The organism is Arthrobacter sp. D3-16 (assembly GCF_054408515.1).
This window is the reverse complement of sequence record NZ_CP096437.1, coordinates 3908072-3924765: the sequence shown is the minus strand read 5'-3', so window position 1 is coordinate 3924765 and position 16694 is coordinate 3908072. Positions and strand designations below refer to the sequence as shown.

The window sequence follows — 16694 nt, the reverse complement described above, 5'->3', positions numbered from 1 at the left end:
GTTTCTTCGAGGGCGGAAGGCATGGCGGACAAACAACAGGGTGGAACAGCAACGGCCGTGGCACGCCGCTGTACGAAACAGCAGCACGCCACGGCCGGTTCTTTACGAACTTCGCGCAGGCATCGGTTGCAGGACTAGGAGAACCGCTCCGGCCGGAAAGTTTCCAGCATCGGGTGCCGGGATCCGGTGAGGATTTCGCCTGCCAGGAGCTCGCCGGCGATCAGCCCGAGCGTTGCCCCCGAGTGGGTGAAGGCGACAAAGCAGCCGGGTACTTTTTCGAGTTCGCCGAAGACAGGCTCGCCGTCGCCCGGAATGGGTTTGTAGCCGATCTTCCACGACGCCGGCTTGAGCTCCGGGTTGCCAGCGATGAGCTTGGAAGCCTCGCCGGCGAGTTCCTGCACCACTTCATCCGGGATGCTGAAGGTCCCGTCAGCGTGTTCGGTGATGCTCTCCTCGTACCAGTCGTGGTCGAGGGCAAGGGTGTTTCCGGGGTTTGGCCGGACAGCGGCCCGCGGCGTGTTCAGGACAGGAGCGAGCCCATGGTCGATCGGTTTTGTGATGACGAGCATCGAAACCGGTGATCCGTTAGGGATATCCACTCCCAAGGGGGCCACCACAGAAGGGGTTGCAGCACCGCAGGCCACCAGGACGGCGTCGGCGTCATGCACAGCACCCGAAGCGGCCCGGACGCCGACAGCGCGCCCGCCTTCAACCACCACAGAGGCTTTTCCTGCGTTCAGGACCAGTTCACCGCCGAGTTCGTGGAACTCCGCCATCAGGAATTCCACCAGGTCCGGCAGGCTCACCCAGCCTTCACCAGGGTTGAAGATCGCCTTGCCGGATACGGCGGAGGCATCCACCCCGGGAGCAATTGGTGCGATCTCCTCGGGTGCCAGCAGCTTGGAATCGTAGCCCTTGTTCAGCTCATACTGGTGCCGGGCAGTCGTGACGTCAGCCTGTCCCGGTGGGTTCCACATGAGGCCGCCGCCGAAGTGGAGCCATTCCCGGGAGGGGTCCGAGGCGAACAGCGTCCGGTACCGGTCCACGCCGGCCATGCGGAGCTGGTGGTAGGGCGTGGAGCGTTCGCCCGCGGAATTCAGCCACGAGAGCGACCGGCCTGAAGCCTCGCTGGTCAAGCCGCTTTCGGTCAGGAGGAACACCGATGCGCCTTCTCGCAGGAGATGGACGGCGGTGGAAACACCAAGGATTCCACCGCCGGTGACGGCGACTTTGCTGGCGGGACTGGTGGAAGACATAGAAACTCGCTTTCCCGGGTTTGGGGGATGTGCCGTGACGGGGCTGCGCCAGGCGAGGGCACCTCTTGAATGACTTTCAAAACTGCGACGGCGTCTGCCGGGCTGAGCCGGGGCCAGCGCTCCTCCCAGGAGCGCGCCGGCGGGGAGCCGGTAGAAAGGGGAGAGTCCCCCCATCCGGCGGGATAGGCGCTCGTCGGGCCATCCACTCCCAGGACCCCCCAAGAGTCCTGGGCGTGGATGGCGTAGCCCGGATCAGTGGGGAAACATCACAGGACTTCTGAGAGGAAGCGTTGGAGGCGTTCGCTTTTGGGGTTGTCGAAGAGGTCGGCGGGGGTGCCGGCTTCGACGACTTCGCCTTCGTCCATGAAGACGACCTGGTCGGCGACTTTGCGGGCGAAGCCCATTTCGTGGGTGACGACGAGCATGGTCATGCCGCGGCGGCCCAGTCCTGCCATGAGGTTCAGGACGCCTTTGACGAGTTCGGGGTCCAGGGCGCTGGTGGCTTCGTCGAAGAGCATGACTTCCGGTTCCATGGCCAGGGCCCGGGCGATCGCGACGCGTTGTTGTTGTCCGCCGGAGAGGTCCCGGGGGCGGTGGTCGGCGCGTTCGGCCAGGCCTACTTCTGCCAGGCGGCGGCGGGCGTGTTCGCGTGCTTCGGCTTTGGGCATTTTCTTCACGCTCCACAGGGCCAGGGCCACGTTTTCCAGGGCGGTGTGGTCCGGGAAGAGGTTGAAGTGCTGGAAGACCATGCCGATCCGGGCGCGCAGGATGTCGGGGTTGACTTTAAGGGCGCTTTCGCCGGCGAGGAGCACGTCCCCGCTTTTGGGTTCGTGCAGGCGGTTGACGCCGCGCAGGAGGGTGGACTTGCCCGAGCCGGAGGGCCCGATGATGCAGGTGGTGGTGCCGGGTTTGACGGTGAGGTTCACGTTGCGCAGGACCTCGATGTCGCCGTAGGCCATGGTGAGGTTCTGCAGTTCCAGGCTGGAGCCGTGGAACGTCTCGATGTCCGGGGCGGTGGTCTTACGTGCGGTCATGGCTGGGGTCGTGTTGTGTGAGGTGTTGGGTGTGGTGTTGCTGGTGAGGTTCATGTGTTGCTCCCGGTGATCAGAGGCGAGGATGCGTCGAGTTCTTTGACTTCCTTCAGGCCGCTGGTGGGGGCGGCGGGGCGGCGCCGGCCGGTGCGGAACCTGTTGTCGAAGTAGTTGACCAGGTGGGTCAGGGGCACGGTGATGACGAGGTAGAAGAGCCCGGCCATGACCAGCGGGGAGAGGTTGCCTGAGAGGACTGCGGCGTCCTGGCCGACGCGGAAGAGTTCGCGTTCGGTGACCAGCAGGCCCAGGAAGTACACGAGCGAGGAGTCCTTGACGATGGCGATGAACTGGTTCACCAGGGCCGGCAGGACGCGGCGGATGCCTTGGGGGATGACGACCAGGGCCATGGATTTGCTGTAGCTCATGCCCAGGGCGCGGCAGGCCTCGCCCTGGCCTTTGTCCACGCTTTGGATGCCGGCGCGGAAGATCTCGCCGATGTAGGCGCTGGCGATCAGGCTCAGCGCGATGATCCCCAGCGGGTAGGGGGAGGGCCCGAAGATGGACTGGCTGAGCCGGGCGAAGCCCTGGCCGATCAGCAGGATGGTCAGGATCGCGGGCAGGCCGCGGAACAGGTCGGTGTAGATCCGGGCCGGGACGCGCAGCCATTTGGACGGGGAGATGCCCATCACGGCGATCACCATGCCCATGAACACGCCCAGGATGGTGGCCGCGACAGAGATGATCAGGGTGTTCAGGAGCCCGACTCCGAGGAGTTGCGGGAAGACTTCGGCCATGGCCTTGAAGTCAAAGAAAGTGCGGATGATGGTGTTGAACCAGTCCATGGTTGCTCTCAGACGTAGTTGGCTAAAAAATCCGGGCGTTTACTTGCTGGCCGTTGCTGCCGGGGTGGAGGTCTGCTCGGCCTTGGGCAGGTACTGCTCGGGCATCGGCGAGCCCGGGAACCACTTCTGGTACAGCGTCTTCCAGGTCCCGTCTTCCATGGCCTCGGCCAGGGCCTTGTTCAGGGCCTCCTTCAACGCGGTCTTGTCCTTGGCCAGGGCGAAACCGGCCGGGGCATCAAACGAGGGGATGTCCGCGACACTGACCAGGCCGTGCTGTTCGGTGTAGTCCTTCGCTGCTTCGTAATCCAGGAAGTGCGCGTCCGCCGAGCCGCTGTTCACGGCCGCGATCGCGGAGTTGTTATCCGGGAACCGGACCAGGTTCGCGGTGGTGAAGTTCTTCACCGCGTAGGCTTCCTGCAGCGTTCCCTGCACCACGCCCAACCGCTTGCCGGAGAGGCCATCGGCGTCCTGGATGCCGGAATCCTTCGTGGTCAGCACCGTCAGGTAACCGGCCAGGTAGCCGTTGGAGAAATCAACGGTTTCCTTGCGCTTTTCGGTGATCCCGATCGCCGCCACACCCACATCGAACTGGCCGTTCGCCACCGCCGGCAGGATCGCGGAGAAATCCTGGCCCGTGAAGACGACATTGTCCACCCCGGCCCGCTTCGCTACGTCCTTGAACAGCTCAACATCAAAACCGGTGAAATTACCCTGCGCATCAGTGAACGTATAAGGCTTCGAATCGCCCAGGCTCGCAACCCGGACAGTACCGGCCTCAATCAACCCATACGGGTTATCAGCTGAGGATGATGCAGGAGTGGAGCTTGCGCAGCCGGAAAGTGCCACGACCGCGGCGACTGCCGCGGCGATGAGGGCTGCGGGGCGGAAGGATTTTCGAGTAAACACAGCAGTTTTCCAATCGAGAGAAGCGGGAAGTGGAGGATCAAGATCCCCGGCGTGGTGATGTTTTGCCGGTACCTCTTGCTGAGTCCGGTCTCAGCGCCTACGATGAGACCGGACTCACATTGATTTCTTAAGAATGTAACCCACGCCACAAAGGGCGTCAAGCGCCCCTAATGAAAGGCCGACATGAGTACTGACGCTTCACGGCGCCGCGATGTCACAGTCGCCGACGTCGCCAAAGCCGCGCAGGTATCCAAAGCCCAGGCAGCACGTGCCCTGGGAAACTATGGTGCTGTCAGTGACGATGTGAGGGAGCGCGTGCTGGCCGCAGCGGAAGAGCTGAACTACCGGCCCAACGAACTCGCGCGGAGCATGAACACCGGGAAATCGAACACCATCGGCGTGGTGGTGGGCGACATCGAAAACCCCCACTTCGGCCTCGCCACCAGGGGCATCACCGACACCGCCAAGAAAAGCGGCTTCAACGTCATCCTCGTCAACACCGACGAGGACACCGCCGCCGAAGTCGACGCCGTCCAGGTACTGCTGGACAAGCGGGTGGACGGCCTTATAGTGGCTCCGGCGTCGTCGGTTGATACCCGGCACCTGGAGGGAGTCCACAAGTCCGGGCGTCCGTTGGTGCTCCTCGACCGCACGGCGCCGGGGCTCGATGTGGAAACGGTGGCGGTGGAGATGGAGAAGATCTCCCACGAATCCACCAGCTACCTGATCCAGGAAGGGCACAAGCGGATCGCCTTCATTTCCACCCTCCGAACAGATGAGCCCTACTTCGCCGGCTTGCCCCTGCACTCCTCACAAATCTCCGACCGGCGTGAGGGCATGAAGCGGGCCTTCGAAGAAGCGGGCCTTCCCCAACCCGAGGACCTGGTGCGCCTCAACGCCGATGGCCCGGAATCCATCAAGAAGATCACCCGGGAACTGCTGCAGCAGCCTGATCCTGCCACGGCCATCATCGCGTCCGACGGGCTTATCGGCCTCAGCGTTGTTGAAGCCATCCAGGACCTGGGTCTCTCGATTCCGGGCGACGTCTCGTTCCTGATGTATGACGACTTCGCGTGGACCCGCCTCACCACCCCTCCTCTGACGGTCATCGCCCAGCCTGTCTACGAGATGGGCGTTGCCGCCGCCGAAGCCCTCATCAGCCAGATCCAAGGCAGGAAAGTGCCGGCTGCCAAACCTCAGTTCGCCGCAACGCTGGTGAAGCGGGGATCTGTTGGCGCGAGGCCCAACAGTGGTGGCACTCCGCTCAACTAGCGGAAAAGTTCAAGGGCTGCGCCATACTGTCCCCGCAGGCGTTGAGGCACTTCTCGAAGGCGGCCCGGGGATCGATGGAGTACGAGCCGTCGCCGAAAAGCTCGAAAGTCAATGACTCCTTATACTCCAGCTGCCCTAATTCCCGCAGGATTGCTGTCAGGTCCATATTGCCGTCTCCCCACGCCATGTGTCCCGCGGGGGAGCCGTCTATCAGGTGTACATGGCGCACCTTCCCGCCAAAGGACCTGCCGTAATCACTGATCGCATCTCCTGCCACTGCCAATGCGACGGTGTCGATGACGACGCCGAGGTCTCGATGTCCGACGTCGTCCACCATGCGCCTAAGCGACGACACATCGGTGACCAGGTTCGACTCCACCCGCTGCAGCGGCTCCAGTACGCAGGACACGCCCAGTTCTGAGGCCCGTTCGGTAATTGCCTGCAGCGCGAGGACGCTCCGTTCCCACGCCGGCTCCAACGGCTCATCCTCGTAGCCGCGACCGGATGTGAGGAACAACAGTGGGGATTCCAGGTCACTGCTGATCTCAGCTGCGCGGAAGAAAAGCTGCATGCTGCTCTCGCGCAACCAGTCGGCACCCGAAGCGATGTTGACGGGGTAGGCAACCTGCTCAGGCGTTATGCATGCCACAGAAAGTTCACGCTCATGGAGCAGCTTCAGAACATTCCTGACGTCGTGCTTGCCTGCGCTCGGGATGTGCAGGTGGGGCGCTATGCCCCACAACTCCACCTTCCGGCGTGCCAGTTCCACCATGTCGTTGAGGCAACGCTCAAGAGTGTGGTGCTGGTAAGCAAAATTGGAACCGCAAATCTGGTCCACGTCCAGGTTGCCCATTGCTACTTCCCCACACCGTCAGCCAGGCCGCGGATGAAATACCGCTGGCCCGCAAAGAAGAGCACAATCACAGGAACGGCGGCGATGGCCATTCCTGCGAATACCACGGGGTAGTCCGTGCCGTGTTTGGCCATGAGGTTCGTAAGTCCCACCGGCAGCGTCTGCAGGGCGCCGCCGCTCGTGAAAATCATGGCGAAAAGGTATTCGTTCCAGGTGAAGAGAACGTTCAGCAGGATCGTGGAGATGATGATGGGGCGGCACATCGGAAGGATGACCTGCCAGAACGCCCGTGCCTTGGAGGCACCGTCCACTGCTGCGGCCTCGTCTACCTCGTGGGGCAAATCCAGCATGTAGGCGCGGATCAGGAAGGTGGTGAAGGGAACGCGGAAGGCGGTGTAAAGAATCAACAGCGCCCAGAAGCTGTTGTAGAGACCCAGCGCCTGGAACATCTTCACGAGGGGGATCAGGGCCACGGTCGGCGCCAGCATCAAGCCAGCCAGGATCAGAATCAGGATGGTCCGGTTGAACGGAATCCTGACCCTTGTAAGTCCGTAGGCTGCCCAGGCACTGATCAGCACCGTGGCGACGGTGGACGCGACGGTGACGAGGACACTCGTGGTGAGGTAGTCGCCAACACCGCGGTTCCAGGCGGTCGCGTAGTTTTCCCACCGCCAGGTTTCCGGAAGCGCAAACGGATTGGCGAACAGTTCCGAATTCGACTTCACACCGTTCAGCAGCATCCACAGCAGGGGGTAGATCACAACGATGGCCAGGGCCACCAGGAAGGCCTGGACAAAAACCCGTGCCAAGAGCATCAGTACTGAAGTCCGTGTCACCATTCCACCCTCCTGCGCTTGGCCAGCCGGAGCTGGAGTACCGCGAGGATCAGCGTGATGACGAAAACAGCCGTGGCGATGGCCGCGGCATAGCCAAAATCGTTGCGGACAAAACCGCTGCGGTAGAGCCAGGTGCCAAGGACCTGGCTGGAATTGTTGGGGCCGCCTGTGGTCATGACCATCACCTCATTGAAAACCTGGAACGCCCCCGAGACCGTAACGATCATCATCAGGCTGCTCATCTCGCGGACAAGGGGCAGGGATATGGAGAAGAACCTGCGGACGGGGCCAACGCCGTCGATTGAGGCCGCTTCGAAAAGTTCGGAGGGAATACGTTGCAGCGCCACTGCGAAGAGCAGGGTGCAGTAGCCGAAACCCTGCCACTGGCTCATGGCGATGATCCCGAAGATTGCCGTGTTTTCCTGGCCCAGCCAGGCTTGTGCGAAGTTTCCAAGCCCCAGGGTTTCAAGCGCGGCGTTCAGGATGCCCATACGCGGCTCATAGATGAAATAGAACAGGAGTCCGGCCACCGTAAGGGATATCGCCGAGGGAACGAAGTAGATCGCCCGCAGGGCACCCCGCCAGCGCGGACTGGGCAGCCCTTCCACGAGGGCTGCCAGAACCAGCGCTCCGAACACCTGGAAGACGATTGAGATTCCGGCATACAGGGTGTTGTTGAGGAGTGACTTCCAGAAGATCGGGTCATTGAACATCTTGAGGTAGTTATCGGCACCAATGAAGGTCTGCCGTCCGCTGTAGATGTCCCACTTCAGGAGGCTGAAGCCCAAATTCTGCACGAGGGGCAGGTAGCAGAAGGCACAAAGCAGCAAAACCGCGGGCAGGACCCACACCATATTGCGCCACCCGCGGGCCCTGCTCCTGGCCGCTTGCCGGCCTTTGGGGAGACCCTTGGCGTCGGATCCGGAGGCCGAAGGCGCAGGCCTCCGGATCACGTTCGAAACTGTCATGGCAGGTCTGCTACTTGGCTGCGCTGGAAGCGGAACGCACAGCGTCAAGGACTTGTTGCGGGGATTGGGTTCCGGCAACAAGGGCCTCGCCGCCTGCCAGCCAGGCATCGGCCACATCCGGGACGGTAACTGAATCAAGCCAGATGATGGCTTCGGAGGCGTCATTCACCTGCTTGATGCCTTCGACGACCGGTCCGGTGGAGTTCTGTTCCGAGACCACGCCCTTGACCGCACTGGGCTGACCATAGGGCGGTGACGAGAGCTTCGTGGCATTCTCCTTGCTCGTGGCGAACTTCATGAAGTCGACTGCCAGCGCCGCGTTCTCGGACTTGGGGTTAATCAGGTATCCCTCCGGAGAACCCTCGATTGCCCTTGTGTCCCCTTTCGCCGCGGCTGAGGCAGGCAGCTTAAAGATGCCCAGGCCGTCGTTCTTGAGCTGGGATCCCTCCGACGCCGTTGTGTCGAATTCGAGGACCTCCTGGTAGTACATACCGGCGGTACCCGTAGCCAGTGCCTGCTGTGCCGTGGTGTAGAGGACGCCGTTTGAGTCTTTTCCGCTGCCGGTGCATTCGTTGATCAGCTCGGTGAACTGCTCCATGGCCCGGAGGTAGCCCTGGTTCTCGAGCTTCGCCGTCTTGGGGTCGAAGTCCGCTTCCAGTTCGTCGGCAGGCACCTCATAGGCGAACAACTGCTGCAGGTAGTGCAGGCCCGGCCAGCCGTCCTTATTGCCAAAGGCAATAGGCTCGTAGCCGGCATCCTTGAGCACAGAGCAGGAGGAAATGAGTTCCTCGAAGGTGGACGGCGGGTTAAGGCCCAACTCCTTGAAAACCTTCTGGTTGTAGCCCATGAATTTTCCGTTGTTGTACAAGGGAACCGCAAAGAACTTGCCGTCTCGTTCAAAGGCTTTGAGTGAGGATTCGCCGAAGGTGCTTCCCCAATCAGTGCCAGGGGCGATAACCGGCGTCAGGTCCGCTGCGAGGCCGCCGTCGATGAAGTTGTTTGCCCAGTTCCCCGCCCAGGTGAAGTAGATGTCCGGCAGGGCCTGGGATGCAGTGAGGGTCTTGGTTTTGTCCTTGATGCTCTGGTCAGTCTCCTGGATGAGTTCGAAGGAGACATCAGGGTGGAGTTTTTTATACTCCTCGGCCAGGTCCTCGAAGTATGGTTCCAGGGGATCGCCACCGAATTTGGTCAGGATACTCAGGGTCCCGGAATATTCGGGTTCTTTCTGCAGATCCAACTGAGCAACAGGCTCGCTTCCGCCGGCGCAGCCGGTCAGAGCGAGGGCTGTTCCCGCCAGCAGGGCCGTCAATATGTGCGTGCTTTTCCGCATCGTTTTCTACTTTCGCTCGGATGGCTGAATAGCCGAGGTCCACAGGACGAAGAGTGCCGCCCTCCGTTGGACGGCACCTGCGCCAAGTGTGCGTTTTGGGAATTGTGATACCGGTACCACAGTGAATCACGATTGTGGTCCCGGGGGAAGGGTTTCAGGAAGAAATAGTTGCCGGCGGCTTATTCGGCTGCACGTGAAGGCGCAGGGCCGTCGGAGGAGCGCGCAATGAGTGTGGAGGGCAGGACGTGCTTCCTCGGTGCGGAAGAATCGCCCTCGATCCGGGCGAGGAGCTGTTGTGCCGCCGCGGCGCCAAGTTCGCGCATCGGCTGCTGGATCATGGTCAGGGGTGGTTCCATGACTGCGGCCCAAGGGCTGTCATCGAAGCCGATCAGGGACACATCCTTGAGGATCCGGCGGTTGTGCGTCCGTAGTGCATGGAGGGCGCCCACCGTTGCCTCGGTTTCCGTCGTGAAGATGGCAGTGGGGGGATCCGCCAGGGCGAGCATCCCTCCGATGGCCCTGGTTGCCTGTCGTTCATTTTTCAGGACGTGGGTTACCAACGCGGTATCGAACGGTATTCCGGCCTCTTCCAGGGCATCCAGGTAACCGCGAAGGCGTTCGCCATCACTCCAGAGTGCCTCATCAAGGATGCTGTGCATCTGCTGCAGGTCGGTTGCGGGGCTGAGGGTCACGGGGCCCCAGGCGAAGGCAATCCGCTGGTGGCCGTTCGCAATTAAGGATGCGACGGCGGAGCGGGCGGCCTCCCGGTTGTCGATGACCACCGAGTCGGTATCCAAGCCGTCCACCAGGCGGTCAATAAGGACCACCGGTATTCCACGTTCCATCGCTGTGGATAGGTGCGAGACGTCATCGTTCCGTCCCGCCGCCGAAGCGACCACAAGGCCATCAATCTGTTTGGCCAGCAGGACCCTGATGGCGTCGCGCTCCAGGTCCAGCTTCTCGTCCGTGCTCAGGATGATGGCATCGTAACCGGCCTGTTTTGCCGTTTCCGAGATGCCCCTGAGGACCCCCGAAAAGAAGGGATTGGCCACGTCCGCGAGAACAATTCCCAGCGTTTTGGTGATGCCCGTGCTCATGCTGCGTGCCAGCGTATTGGCCTGATAGCCCAACCGTTCGGCAGCCAACAGGACCTTTGCCCGCGTGGCATCACTGACGGACCCATAGTTGCCCAGGGTACGGGCAACGGTGGCCCTGCCGACCCCAGCGGCAGCGGCAACCTCCGAAATGGTCGGAGCGCCCCCGTGCTGATGATCCGGCGACATCCCGGTTCCCTTCTGGTCTTGGAATCGCCCTGGCGCGGTTCCGATGTGGACAAGCTCTGGTTCAGATCCTAGTTGCTGCAGCGACCGGACGGCCGTACCCGAATGCAGCTTCAACGTAGCACTGTTCCGCAGCCGATTCCGCGGCAAAAGCAAGGGCGGGGCGCAGGGAATCCGGAGTTGGCGGGGAGTCCCGGGCCCAGCCCGAGCGCAGGAGGCTAACGACCAATCCGGTGACGAACGCGTCCCCGCAGCCCATGGTATCGGCGAACCTTTGCGCGTCCGTGGGCGCCGCTCTTTGCGTATGGAACCGCTCGCCGTCGTACAGTACCGCGCCGGCGGCCCCCCTGGTGGCAACGGCGAGCGAAGCGCCCGCCCCCGTCACCCGTACAAGCTCATGTTCAACGGCACTCAATGGTGCGTCCCCCAGCGACAGCAGTGCCAAGTCCACGAAGGGAGCCGTGAGCTGCAAGTAGCTGTCAGTCCTGCGCTCCGGTTCCCACGAATAGTCAAAGCTGACCAAGGGGCCGGCCGCCCGCACCGACGGGAGCTGGTTTTCCGAGGCGGAGTAGACGCTCGAATGGACAAGGGCTGCTGCGGCCAGGTAGCTCGGGTGTTCAGGCCCAAGCATGAAGGGTTGGCTGATGGTGACACCGCCTTCATTCCAGCCCAGGAAGACCCGGTCGCCGTCGATAACCTTGATTTCGGTGACGCCGTTGGGGCCTTCGCGCGTCTGGCACCTGCTGACATCTACTCCTTCCGCTTCTATGGCGGAACGGACAAAGGCGCCCAGCGGATCGGAACCGAAGACACCCATGTAGGCGGACTCCAGGCCCATGCGGCGTGCCAGGACTGCAAAGTTCACGCAGTTTCCACCCGGGTACATCACTCCCCGGTCCAGGAAGCGGTCCACGATGTTGTCCCCGAACCCTATTACTTTCATGCTCATCCTGTCTTGACGGCGGTATCCCGGCTTGCGGCCGGGTGACGTTGCCGCGCCCCGGGCAGGGGCGCGGCAACGGAGTCTGTCAGTATTCAACGACCCGGTAGTACCGGCGCAGGTCCAGCGAATGGTTGCGGACCCGTTCCAGGTGCTTGCTGATCCGGTCAGCCACGGTGTCCAAAACCAAAGGCGCCAGAAGGCCCCGGAACCGTGCACTGATTCCCGCCAGCTCGTAGTCCTTGGTGTCGAGGATCGTGGTGTTCTTGTTGTAGTTCTCGGCGAACTTAACCACCCGTTCCATGAGCGGCCGGCTTTCGTCTTCACCCAGGAAAAGCACCAGGCTGGTGTCCTCCTCGATAAGTTCGAGGGAGCCGTGGAAAAACTCGGCGCCGTGGACACGCGTGGTGCGCAACCACTGCATTTCCTCGAGGATGCACATTGAGTACAAATAGGTGAAGCCCCAGAGATTGCCCGCGCCGACGAGGAAGTGGTAGTCCGCCTCCTTGTTTCGTTCTGCAAACGCTTCCGCCACTGGTTCTGCCTGCCGTGCTACCTCAATGAGGACTTCGGGAACGGTCTGGAGCTCAGCCGCAAATTCTTCGTACCCCTCGAACTCTCCCCGCGCAGCCAGAAGGCGGGTGGACAGGAGCAGCAGGGGGATGTCGAACGGCCAGGTCTTCGGTTCGGTGACCAGGGTGACATCCAAGGACTTGGCAAAAGGGCTGTCCCCGAAGCCGGTAAAGCCAACAGTGTAGGCGCCTTTGGCTTTGGCGAATTCGATCGCCTCGATGATGTCCTCCGTTGTTCCGGAAACAGAAGCAAAAACGGCGATGGATCCGGGCCCGAACGCCGGGTCGCCGGTCAGCATCAGCTCCTTCCCGATTGCTGCGCGTACGGGAAGGGTGGACCGTGAGCGGATGAAGTGTTCGTAGGGCAGCATCGCGGCGTAGGTGCCGCCGGCGCCGATGAGGAAGAGGTTGTCAAAACCCCGCTCCTGGATGGAGTCCACGAACTGTTCGATTTGTCCCTGCAGCGCAAGAGCGCTGCGGGTCTGGGCGAGGAATTCCTCTTCTTTGAAGCCGAGCACGGGCTGTCCTTTCGTCCTTTGTGGTAGTTGCGGTTGATACTTATTGATACCGGTATCACAACTGCTCATTATGGTTTCACGGTGCCGGTGACGGGTCAATAGATTTGCTGAACGAAATTTTGGTGCATCCCGCTCGTCGCAAAAGGGATTCGTCCAGGGTGCGGTCCCACAAACTTCGCCGGACGTTCACTTCCCCCTCAGCGCTGTGAAGGAACGGCGCAGTTAGCGTGAAAAGCGTACGAGCACCACCCGCTAACAGCCGTGAGGATTGAAATGATCACCAGCCAGCAGCCCGTCGTCCTGACCAGCAGCAGCATCGAATCCAGCGACGAGGACGTCGTGGAGGCCAACGTCAGCATCGTGGACGCCATGCACGCCGCCCTGCTCCGCACCGAAGAGATATCACCCGTAGCCGTCCGCGGCTACTACGTGGACTTCTACCTCACGCAGGCGCTGGAGGGCGGCTTCGCGCAGTACGTTTTCACCGCCGTCGACCGGGCCGAAACGGACACACTGATCCGTGAAGGCATGGCAGGGATGGGTGCCGCCGCCCACCTTGACCTGTTCAACCGTGCGGTGGCGGCCTACGACAGCCTGTCCGGGGAAGACGAAGAGCACTACCCCGACGGCGGCCTGGATGAGCCAGGGGAAACCGACGGCGTCCTCCGGATGGAGGAGCTCGACGGCGAGTTTGAGGAGCTGCTGGAGCGGGAGAACATTACTTCCCTTAACGCCGCCTGGCTGAGGGGCCAGGCCGCTCTTCTGGTGCTGGACGACGAGGAAGTCGGCGCGCATATTGAGCGGCTTGTGGTGCAGATCCCCGACCTGCCGGAGCGCCAGGCGCAGGCTGACGCCGAGGCCTTGGAAGACGCCCCGGACTTCGAGATCATCATCCGCGAGCTCTGCAGCATCGCAGGGTATGAGCTGATTAGGATCACCATGGGCGACCCCAACTATGTCCATGGCGGCGGGAAGACCCTGGCCTGGCACTTCTCCACCGACCACGGCGACTTCCTGATGGTCGAGGAGGACGACGAGGCCTTTATGATCAACCCCGACACACAGGAAATCGTCGCAGCGGTGGAGTTCGAGGAAGCGGACATTGAAGAAACCGACGCCGAGACGGTCGGCGCGTAAGGGGCTACCGCAGCTGCAGCCGGCTGACCGTGACGGCGCCTTCCAGTACCAGCCGGACGGTGCCTGCTTCATCGAGGGGTGAATTACCGGAATCCAGCGGTACCCGAAGCTCGCCGCGGAAACCGGGCGCAACACGGGCGGTGCCGATCGTGTTCCAAGTGTCGGCGGGTCCCGGCACCTGGACCCGGAGCACGCAGCCGGCACCCGGTCCGGCCGGGCGGCAGGACACAACGTCAACCAGCACAACGTTCTCCCGTAGCGGCTCGGCTGCACTCGAGAAGCGGTAGGTCACCCAGGCAGGGCGGGCGTCCTCGGCAGGTGTAACGGCAGTGCCCGCCAGCCGGGTCTCGGGAACCAAGGCAACGTTCCCGCAGGAGTCGAAGTTTTCCGAACGGAACCAGCGGCCCGCGCTGCGGCCGGGGCCCGGTTTCCCTGGCACTTCCAGCAGCGCTGCCAGGGGAAGGTTCTCTGCCGAGGAGCCAGCCAGCAGCTGGTAGGCGCCAGGCTCCACGAGCATCCGCTCCTCCACCACGCTGTAGGTTGCCAGGCGTTCCACTGGAACGGCGATTGTGGCCACTGCTGTTCCTCCCGCCGGAACCTCCACCCGCTGATGGCCCACGAGCAAACGGCGCGGGAACTCGAAGGGGTGGCCGGGGGCGGAGGCGTAGACCTGAACCAGCTCAAAGACGGGACGGCTGCCCCCGTTGCGTAGTTCCACTGTCAGTTCGACCACGTCTGTGGTTCCTCCGCCCGGCATCTCGCGGAGGGCCATGGACTGGTACTTTACATCGCCGTACGTCAACCCGTGCCCCAGCGGGAACAGGGGCTCGGCGCGGCTGTACAGGTAAGTGGAGCGTGAGGTGATGATGTCGTAGTCCAGGATGTCCGGCAGGTCAGCATCCCGGGCAAACCAGGTCTGCGCCAGGCGTCCGGTCGGTTCAGTGTCGCCACTCAAGACATCGGCCACACCGCTGCCCAGTTCCTGCCCGCCGTGGCTGGTCCACATGATGGCTGGCGTGTCAGCCAACGTGCCCAGGGCATAGGGGTAGGACGACACGATGAGGAGTACTGTCCGCGGGTTCGCTTCACGCACAACACGGACGAGTTCCTGCTCAGCCAGCGGCAGTTCCAGTGTGCTCCGGTCCAGCGTTTCCCGGCCGCCAAGGTGCGGATCATTGCCTACAACCACGACGGCGGTATGGGCTTCGGCGGCGGCCTGCCGGGCGGCTTCGTGTCCGGACCTCAGTGTCCGGAGCACAAACCGCTCAGCCGCGGCGGCGTCCGGAACCAGGGCGGCGCTGTTCGTTCCTGACTCAATTCGAAGCCACTTTCCGGTCCCGACATGCTGCAGGGCGGCGGTGCCGTCAGCAGCATAGTCACGCCTGAAGGTCTCCTGCACCACCCAGCCTCCCACCCGGTCTGCTTCCGCCCGCAGGTAACCGTCGCCCGCGTCCGTCACGAATTTGCCGGTCAGCATCGATTGGAGGGTTACCTCGCCGGCACCCCAGTCCTTCAAGGTGAACGACTCCGCCGTACCGGGTGCAGCCGCGGTGGCGGTAAGTACCGCTCCTGCCGCGCCGCCCAAATAGCCGCCGGTCCTGACGCTGCGCAGGGCAACGACGTCGGCACCTTCTTCCGTAACAACGTTGGCCCCCGCCGCCGCGCTGTAGCGGCGGCCGAGTCCATCAGCGATGCTGACGGCGTCCTGCAGGGTTCCGCTGTACCAGTCACTGAGGACCCGCGTTCCCAGGCTCCCAATAACGGCGATCGTGCCGGGTGCGTCGCCCAGGGGCAGGATGCCGGCGTCGGCATCGTTGCGCAGCAACACCACCGACTTTGCAGCCGCTTCCCGTGCCAGCTGAACGTGCGCCGCCGCGCCGATTACTTCTGCCTCGATCGAGGCATAGGGGTGGTGCGTAAATTCGCCCGTCCTGGCCCTGAGCGTGAGGAGCCGCAGGACAGCCCGGTCCACGTCAGACTCGCTGATCAGCCCCTGCTCAAGCGCCTCAGTAAGGTAGGCGATGGTCGGTGCAGGATTGTCGCCGTCGTCCGTGAAGCTGTCCACCCCTGCCTGCAGCGCGGCGGCGTAGGCTGCAGGGCCGTCGTCGAAATATTTCTCTTGCCGGAAGAGCGAACCGGGGGCACCGGCGTCCGTCACGATGGCCAGGGTGTCCCCGTTCCGCCATTGCCGGAGCTGTGACTGCACCAGGTCTGAAACGTGGGCAGGCCTGCCGTTGACCAGGTTGTAGGACAGCATCACCGCACCCGCTACCCCCTCTTCAATGGGGGAGCGGTAAGCGGGAAGCTCATATTCATGAAGTACCCGGGGGCTGAGGTTGCTGGAGGTGACGTTCCTGTCGAACTCGTTGTTGTAGCCGAGGAAGTGCTTGAGGGTGGGAACAGTCAGCCACGTGTGCGGGTCCTGGCCCTTTAGTCCCCGGCAGTAGGCGCCGGCCAACTCCGCCGTCAGGTGCGGATCCTCGGAAAATCCCTCTTCGTTCCGCCCCCACAAGGGATGCCGTAGCGGATTCACCACCGGTGCCCACACGTTCAGGCCCACGGAGGAATCTTCCGCCTTCTTTCCGCGAAGCTCCCGGCCTGTAGCCTCGCCGAGCCGCTCGATCAGGTCAGCATCCCAGGTGGCGGCCATGCCCACCGGCTGGGGAAAGACGGTTGCCGGGCCCAGCCAGGCAACTCCGTGCGCCGCCTCTGCCCCGGTGTGGAAGGACTCCAGCCCCAGCTCCGGAACAGCCGGCGCGTGCTGGTGCAGCATGGCCACCTTCTGGTCCAGTGACAAGGTGCCCAGGATCCGGGCGGGCACGCCGGGGTCCTGCGCCTGGCCGGGCTCTGGAGCATCGACATTGAGGGTGGAAGGCTGAGCGGAATGCGGCACTGGAGTCCAATCGGCTGTGTTATCGAATCGCTTATACGATTCAGGCGACACCCAGTGTTG

Annotated in this window: 14 protein-coding genes; 2 read left to right on the top strand and 12 right to left on the bottom strand. The window is 62.8% G+C overall.

What is annotated here, in order from left to right; translation table 11 throughout:
• Window positions 1-134 precede the first annotated feature (134 nt).
• The 4 genes from M1D32_RS18375 to M1D32_RS18360 all read right to left on the bottom strand — a co-directional run bounded on the left by M1D32_RS18375 (window position 135) and on the right by M1D32_RS18360 (window position 4035).
• Complete coding sequence (locus tag M1D32_RS18375) at window positions 135-1256, bottom strand: NAD(P)/FAD-dependent oxidoreductase (RefSeq protein ID WP_458780049.1); 1122 nt, start codon at window positions 1254-1256, stop codon at window positions 135-137.
• 266 nt (window positions 1257-1522) lie between these two features.
• Window positions 1523-2290 (bottom strand): amino acid ABC transporter ATP-binding protein, encoded by a 768-nt coding sequence (locus M1D32_RS18370; RefSeq protein ID WP_458782230.1) that lies wholly within the window; start codon window positions 2288-2290, stop codon window positions 1523-1525.
• 50 nt (window positions 2291-2340) lie between these two features.
• A complete protein-coding gene (locus M1D32_RS18365) occupies window positions 2341-3129 on the bottom strand; it encodes an amino acid ABC transporter permease (protein ID WP_458780048.1) in 789 nt (262 codons plus the stop codon).
• 39 nt (window positions 3130-3168) lie between these two features.
• Window positions 3169-4035, bottom strand: coding sequence for an ABC transporter substrate-binding protein (locus M1D32_RS18360; RefSeq protein ID WP_458780047.1), 867 nt, complete (start codon window positions 4033-4035; stop codon window positions 3169-3171).
• A 183-nt stretch (window positions 4036-4218) separates the two neighbouring features.
• Between M1D32_RS18360 and M1D32_RS18355 the strand changes: the two genes are divergently transcribed.
• The gene (locus tag M1D32_RS18355; protein WP_458780046.1) at window positions 4219-5307 is read left to right on the top strand and encodes a LacI family DNA-binding transcriptional regulator; all 1089 of its coding nucleotides are present in this window, start codon (window positions 4219-4221) and stop codon (window positions 5305-5307) included.
• Here M1D32_RS18355 and M1D32_RS18350 read toward each other — a convergent pair.
• The 7 genes from M1D32_RS18350 to M1D32_RS18320 form a co-directional block, all read right to left on the bottom strand.
• Entirely contained in the window at window positions 5300-6160 is an 861-nt protein-coding gene (locus M1D32_RS18350; protein ID WP_458780045.1) for a sugar phosphate isomerase/epimerase family protein, read from the bottom strand. The genes M1D32_RS18355 and M1D32_RS18350 overlap by 8 nt on opposite strands.
• Before the next feature lie 2 nt (window positions 6161-6162).
• Complete coding sequence (locus M1D32_RS18345; protein WP_458780044.1) at window positions 6163-6999, bottom strand: carbohydrate ABC transporter permease; 837 nt, start codon at window positions 6997-6999, stop codon at window positions 6163-6165.
• Window positions 6993-7964, bottom strand: a complete 972-nt coding sequence (locus tag M1D32_RS18340; protein ID WP_458780043.1) for a carbohydrate ABC transporter permease — start codon at window positions 7962-7964, stop codon at window positions 6993-6995. The genes M1D32_RS18345 and M1D32_RS18340 overlap by 7 nt, the downstream gene beginning before the upstream one ends.
• Before the next feature lie 10 nt (window positions 7965-7974).
• Window positions 7975-9294 carry an ABC transporter substrate-binding protein gene (locus M1D32_RS18335; protein ID WP_458780042.1) on the bottom strand — a complete coding sequence of 440 codons (1320 nt, stop codon included), beginning with the start codon at window positions 9292-9294 and terminating at the stop codon, window positions 7975-7977.
• 179 nt (window positions 9295-9473) lie between these two features.
• On the bottom strand, window positions 9474-10577 hold the full coding sequence (locus M1D32_RS18330) for a LacI family DNA-binding transcriptional regulator (protein WP_458780041.1): 1104 nt from the start codon (window positions 10575-10577) through the stop codon (window positions 9474-9476).
• Between the two features lie 61 nt (window positions 10578-10638).
• On the bottom strand, window positions 10639-11517 hold the full coding sequence (locus M1D32_RS18325; protein WP_458780040.1) for a PfkB family carbohydrate kinase: 879 nt from the start codon (window positions 11515-11517) through the stop codon (window positions 10639-10641).
• 85 nt (window positions 11518-11602) lie between these two features.
• Window positions 11603-12604, bottom strand: a complete 1002-nt coding sequence (locus M1D32_RS18320) for an SIS domain-containing protein (RefSeq protein WP_458780039.1) — start codon at window positions 12602-12604, stop codon at window positions 11603-11605.
• Between the two features lie 273 nt (window positions 12605-12877).
• On the opposite strand from M1D32_RS18320, the gene M1D32_RS18315 reads away from it, so the two are divergent.
• Window positions 12878-13741: a DMP19 family protein gene (locus tag M1D32_RS18315; protein WP_458780038.1), complete on the top strand. Its 864-nt coding sequence runs from the start codon at window positions 12878-12880 to the stop codon at window positions 13739-13741.
• Window positions 13742-13745: 4 nt separating this feature from the next.
• Here the strand turns inward: M1D32_RS18315 and M1D32_RS18310 are convergent, their stop codons facing one another.
• The gene (locus tag M1D32_RS18310; RefSeq protein WP_458780037.1) at window positions 13746-16634 is read right to left on the bottom strand and encodes a glycoside hydrolase family 3 C-terminal domain-containing protein; all 2889 of its coding nucleotides are present in this window, start codon (window positions 16632-16634) and stop codon (window positions 13746-13748) included.
• Window positions 16635-16694: the final 60 nt, after the last annotated feature.

What these genes read in the sequence shown, in the direction of transcription:
- M1D32_RS18325 (WP_458780040.1), bottom strand. Translation starts at nt 11,517, where the DNA reads ATGAAAGTAATAGGGTTCGGGGACAACATCGTGGACCGCTTCCTGGAC.
- M1D32_RS18330 (WP_458780041.1), bottom strand. Translation starts at nt 10,577, where the DNA reads ATGTCGCCGGATCATCAGCACGGGGGCGCTCCGACCATTTCGGAGGTT.
- M1D32_RS18370 (WP_458782230.1), bottom strand. Translation starts at nt 2,290, where the DNA reads ATGACCGCACGTAAGACCACCGCCCCGGACATCGAGACGTTCCACGGC.
- M1D32_RS18335 (WP_458780042.1), bottom strand. Translation starts at nt 9,294, where the DNA reads ATGCGGAAAAGCACGCACATATTGACGGCCCTGCTGGCGGGAACAGCC.
- M1D32_RS18345 (WP_458780044.1), bottom strand. Translation starts at nt 6,999, where the DNA reads ATGGTGACACGGACTTCAGTACTGATGCTCTTGGCACGGGTTTTTGTC.
- M1D32_RS18340 (WP_458780043.1), bottom strand. Translation starts at nt 7,964, where the DNA reads ATGACAGTTTCGAACGTGATCCGGAGGCCTGCGCCTTCGGCCTCCGGA.
- M1D32_RS18350 (WP_458780045.1), bottom strand. Translation starts at nt 6,160, where the DNA reads ATGGGCAACCTGGACGTGGACCAGATTTGCGGTTCCAATTTTGCTTAC.
- M1D32_RS18375 (WP_458780049.1), bottom strand. Translation starts at nt 1,256, where the DNA reads ATGTCTTCCACCAGTCCCGCCAGCAAAGTCGCCGTCACCGGCGGTGGA.
- M1D32_RS18315 (WP_458780038.1), top strand. Translation starts at nt 12,878, where the DNA reads ATGATCACCAGCCAGCAGCCCGTCGTCCTGACCAGCAGCAGCATCGAA.
- M1D32_RS18355 (WP_458780046.1), top strand. Translation starts at nt 4,219, where the DNA reads ATGAGTACTGACGCTTCACGGCGCCGCGATGTCACAGTCGCCGACGTC.
- M1D32_RS18365 (WP_458780048.1), bottom strand. Translation starts at nt 3,129, where the DNA reads ATGGACTGGTTCAACACCATCATCCGCACTTTCTTTGACTTCAAGGCC.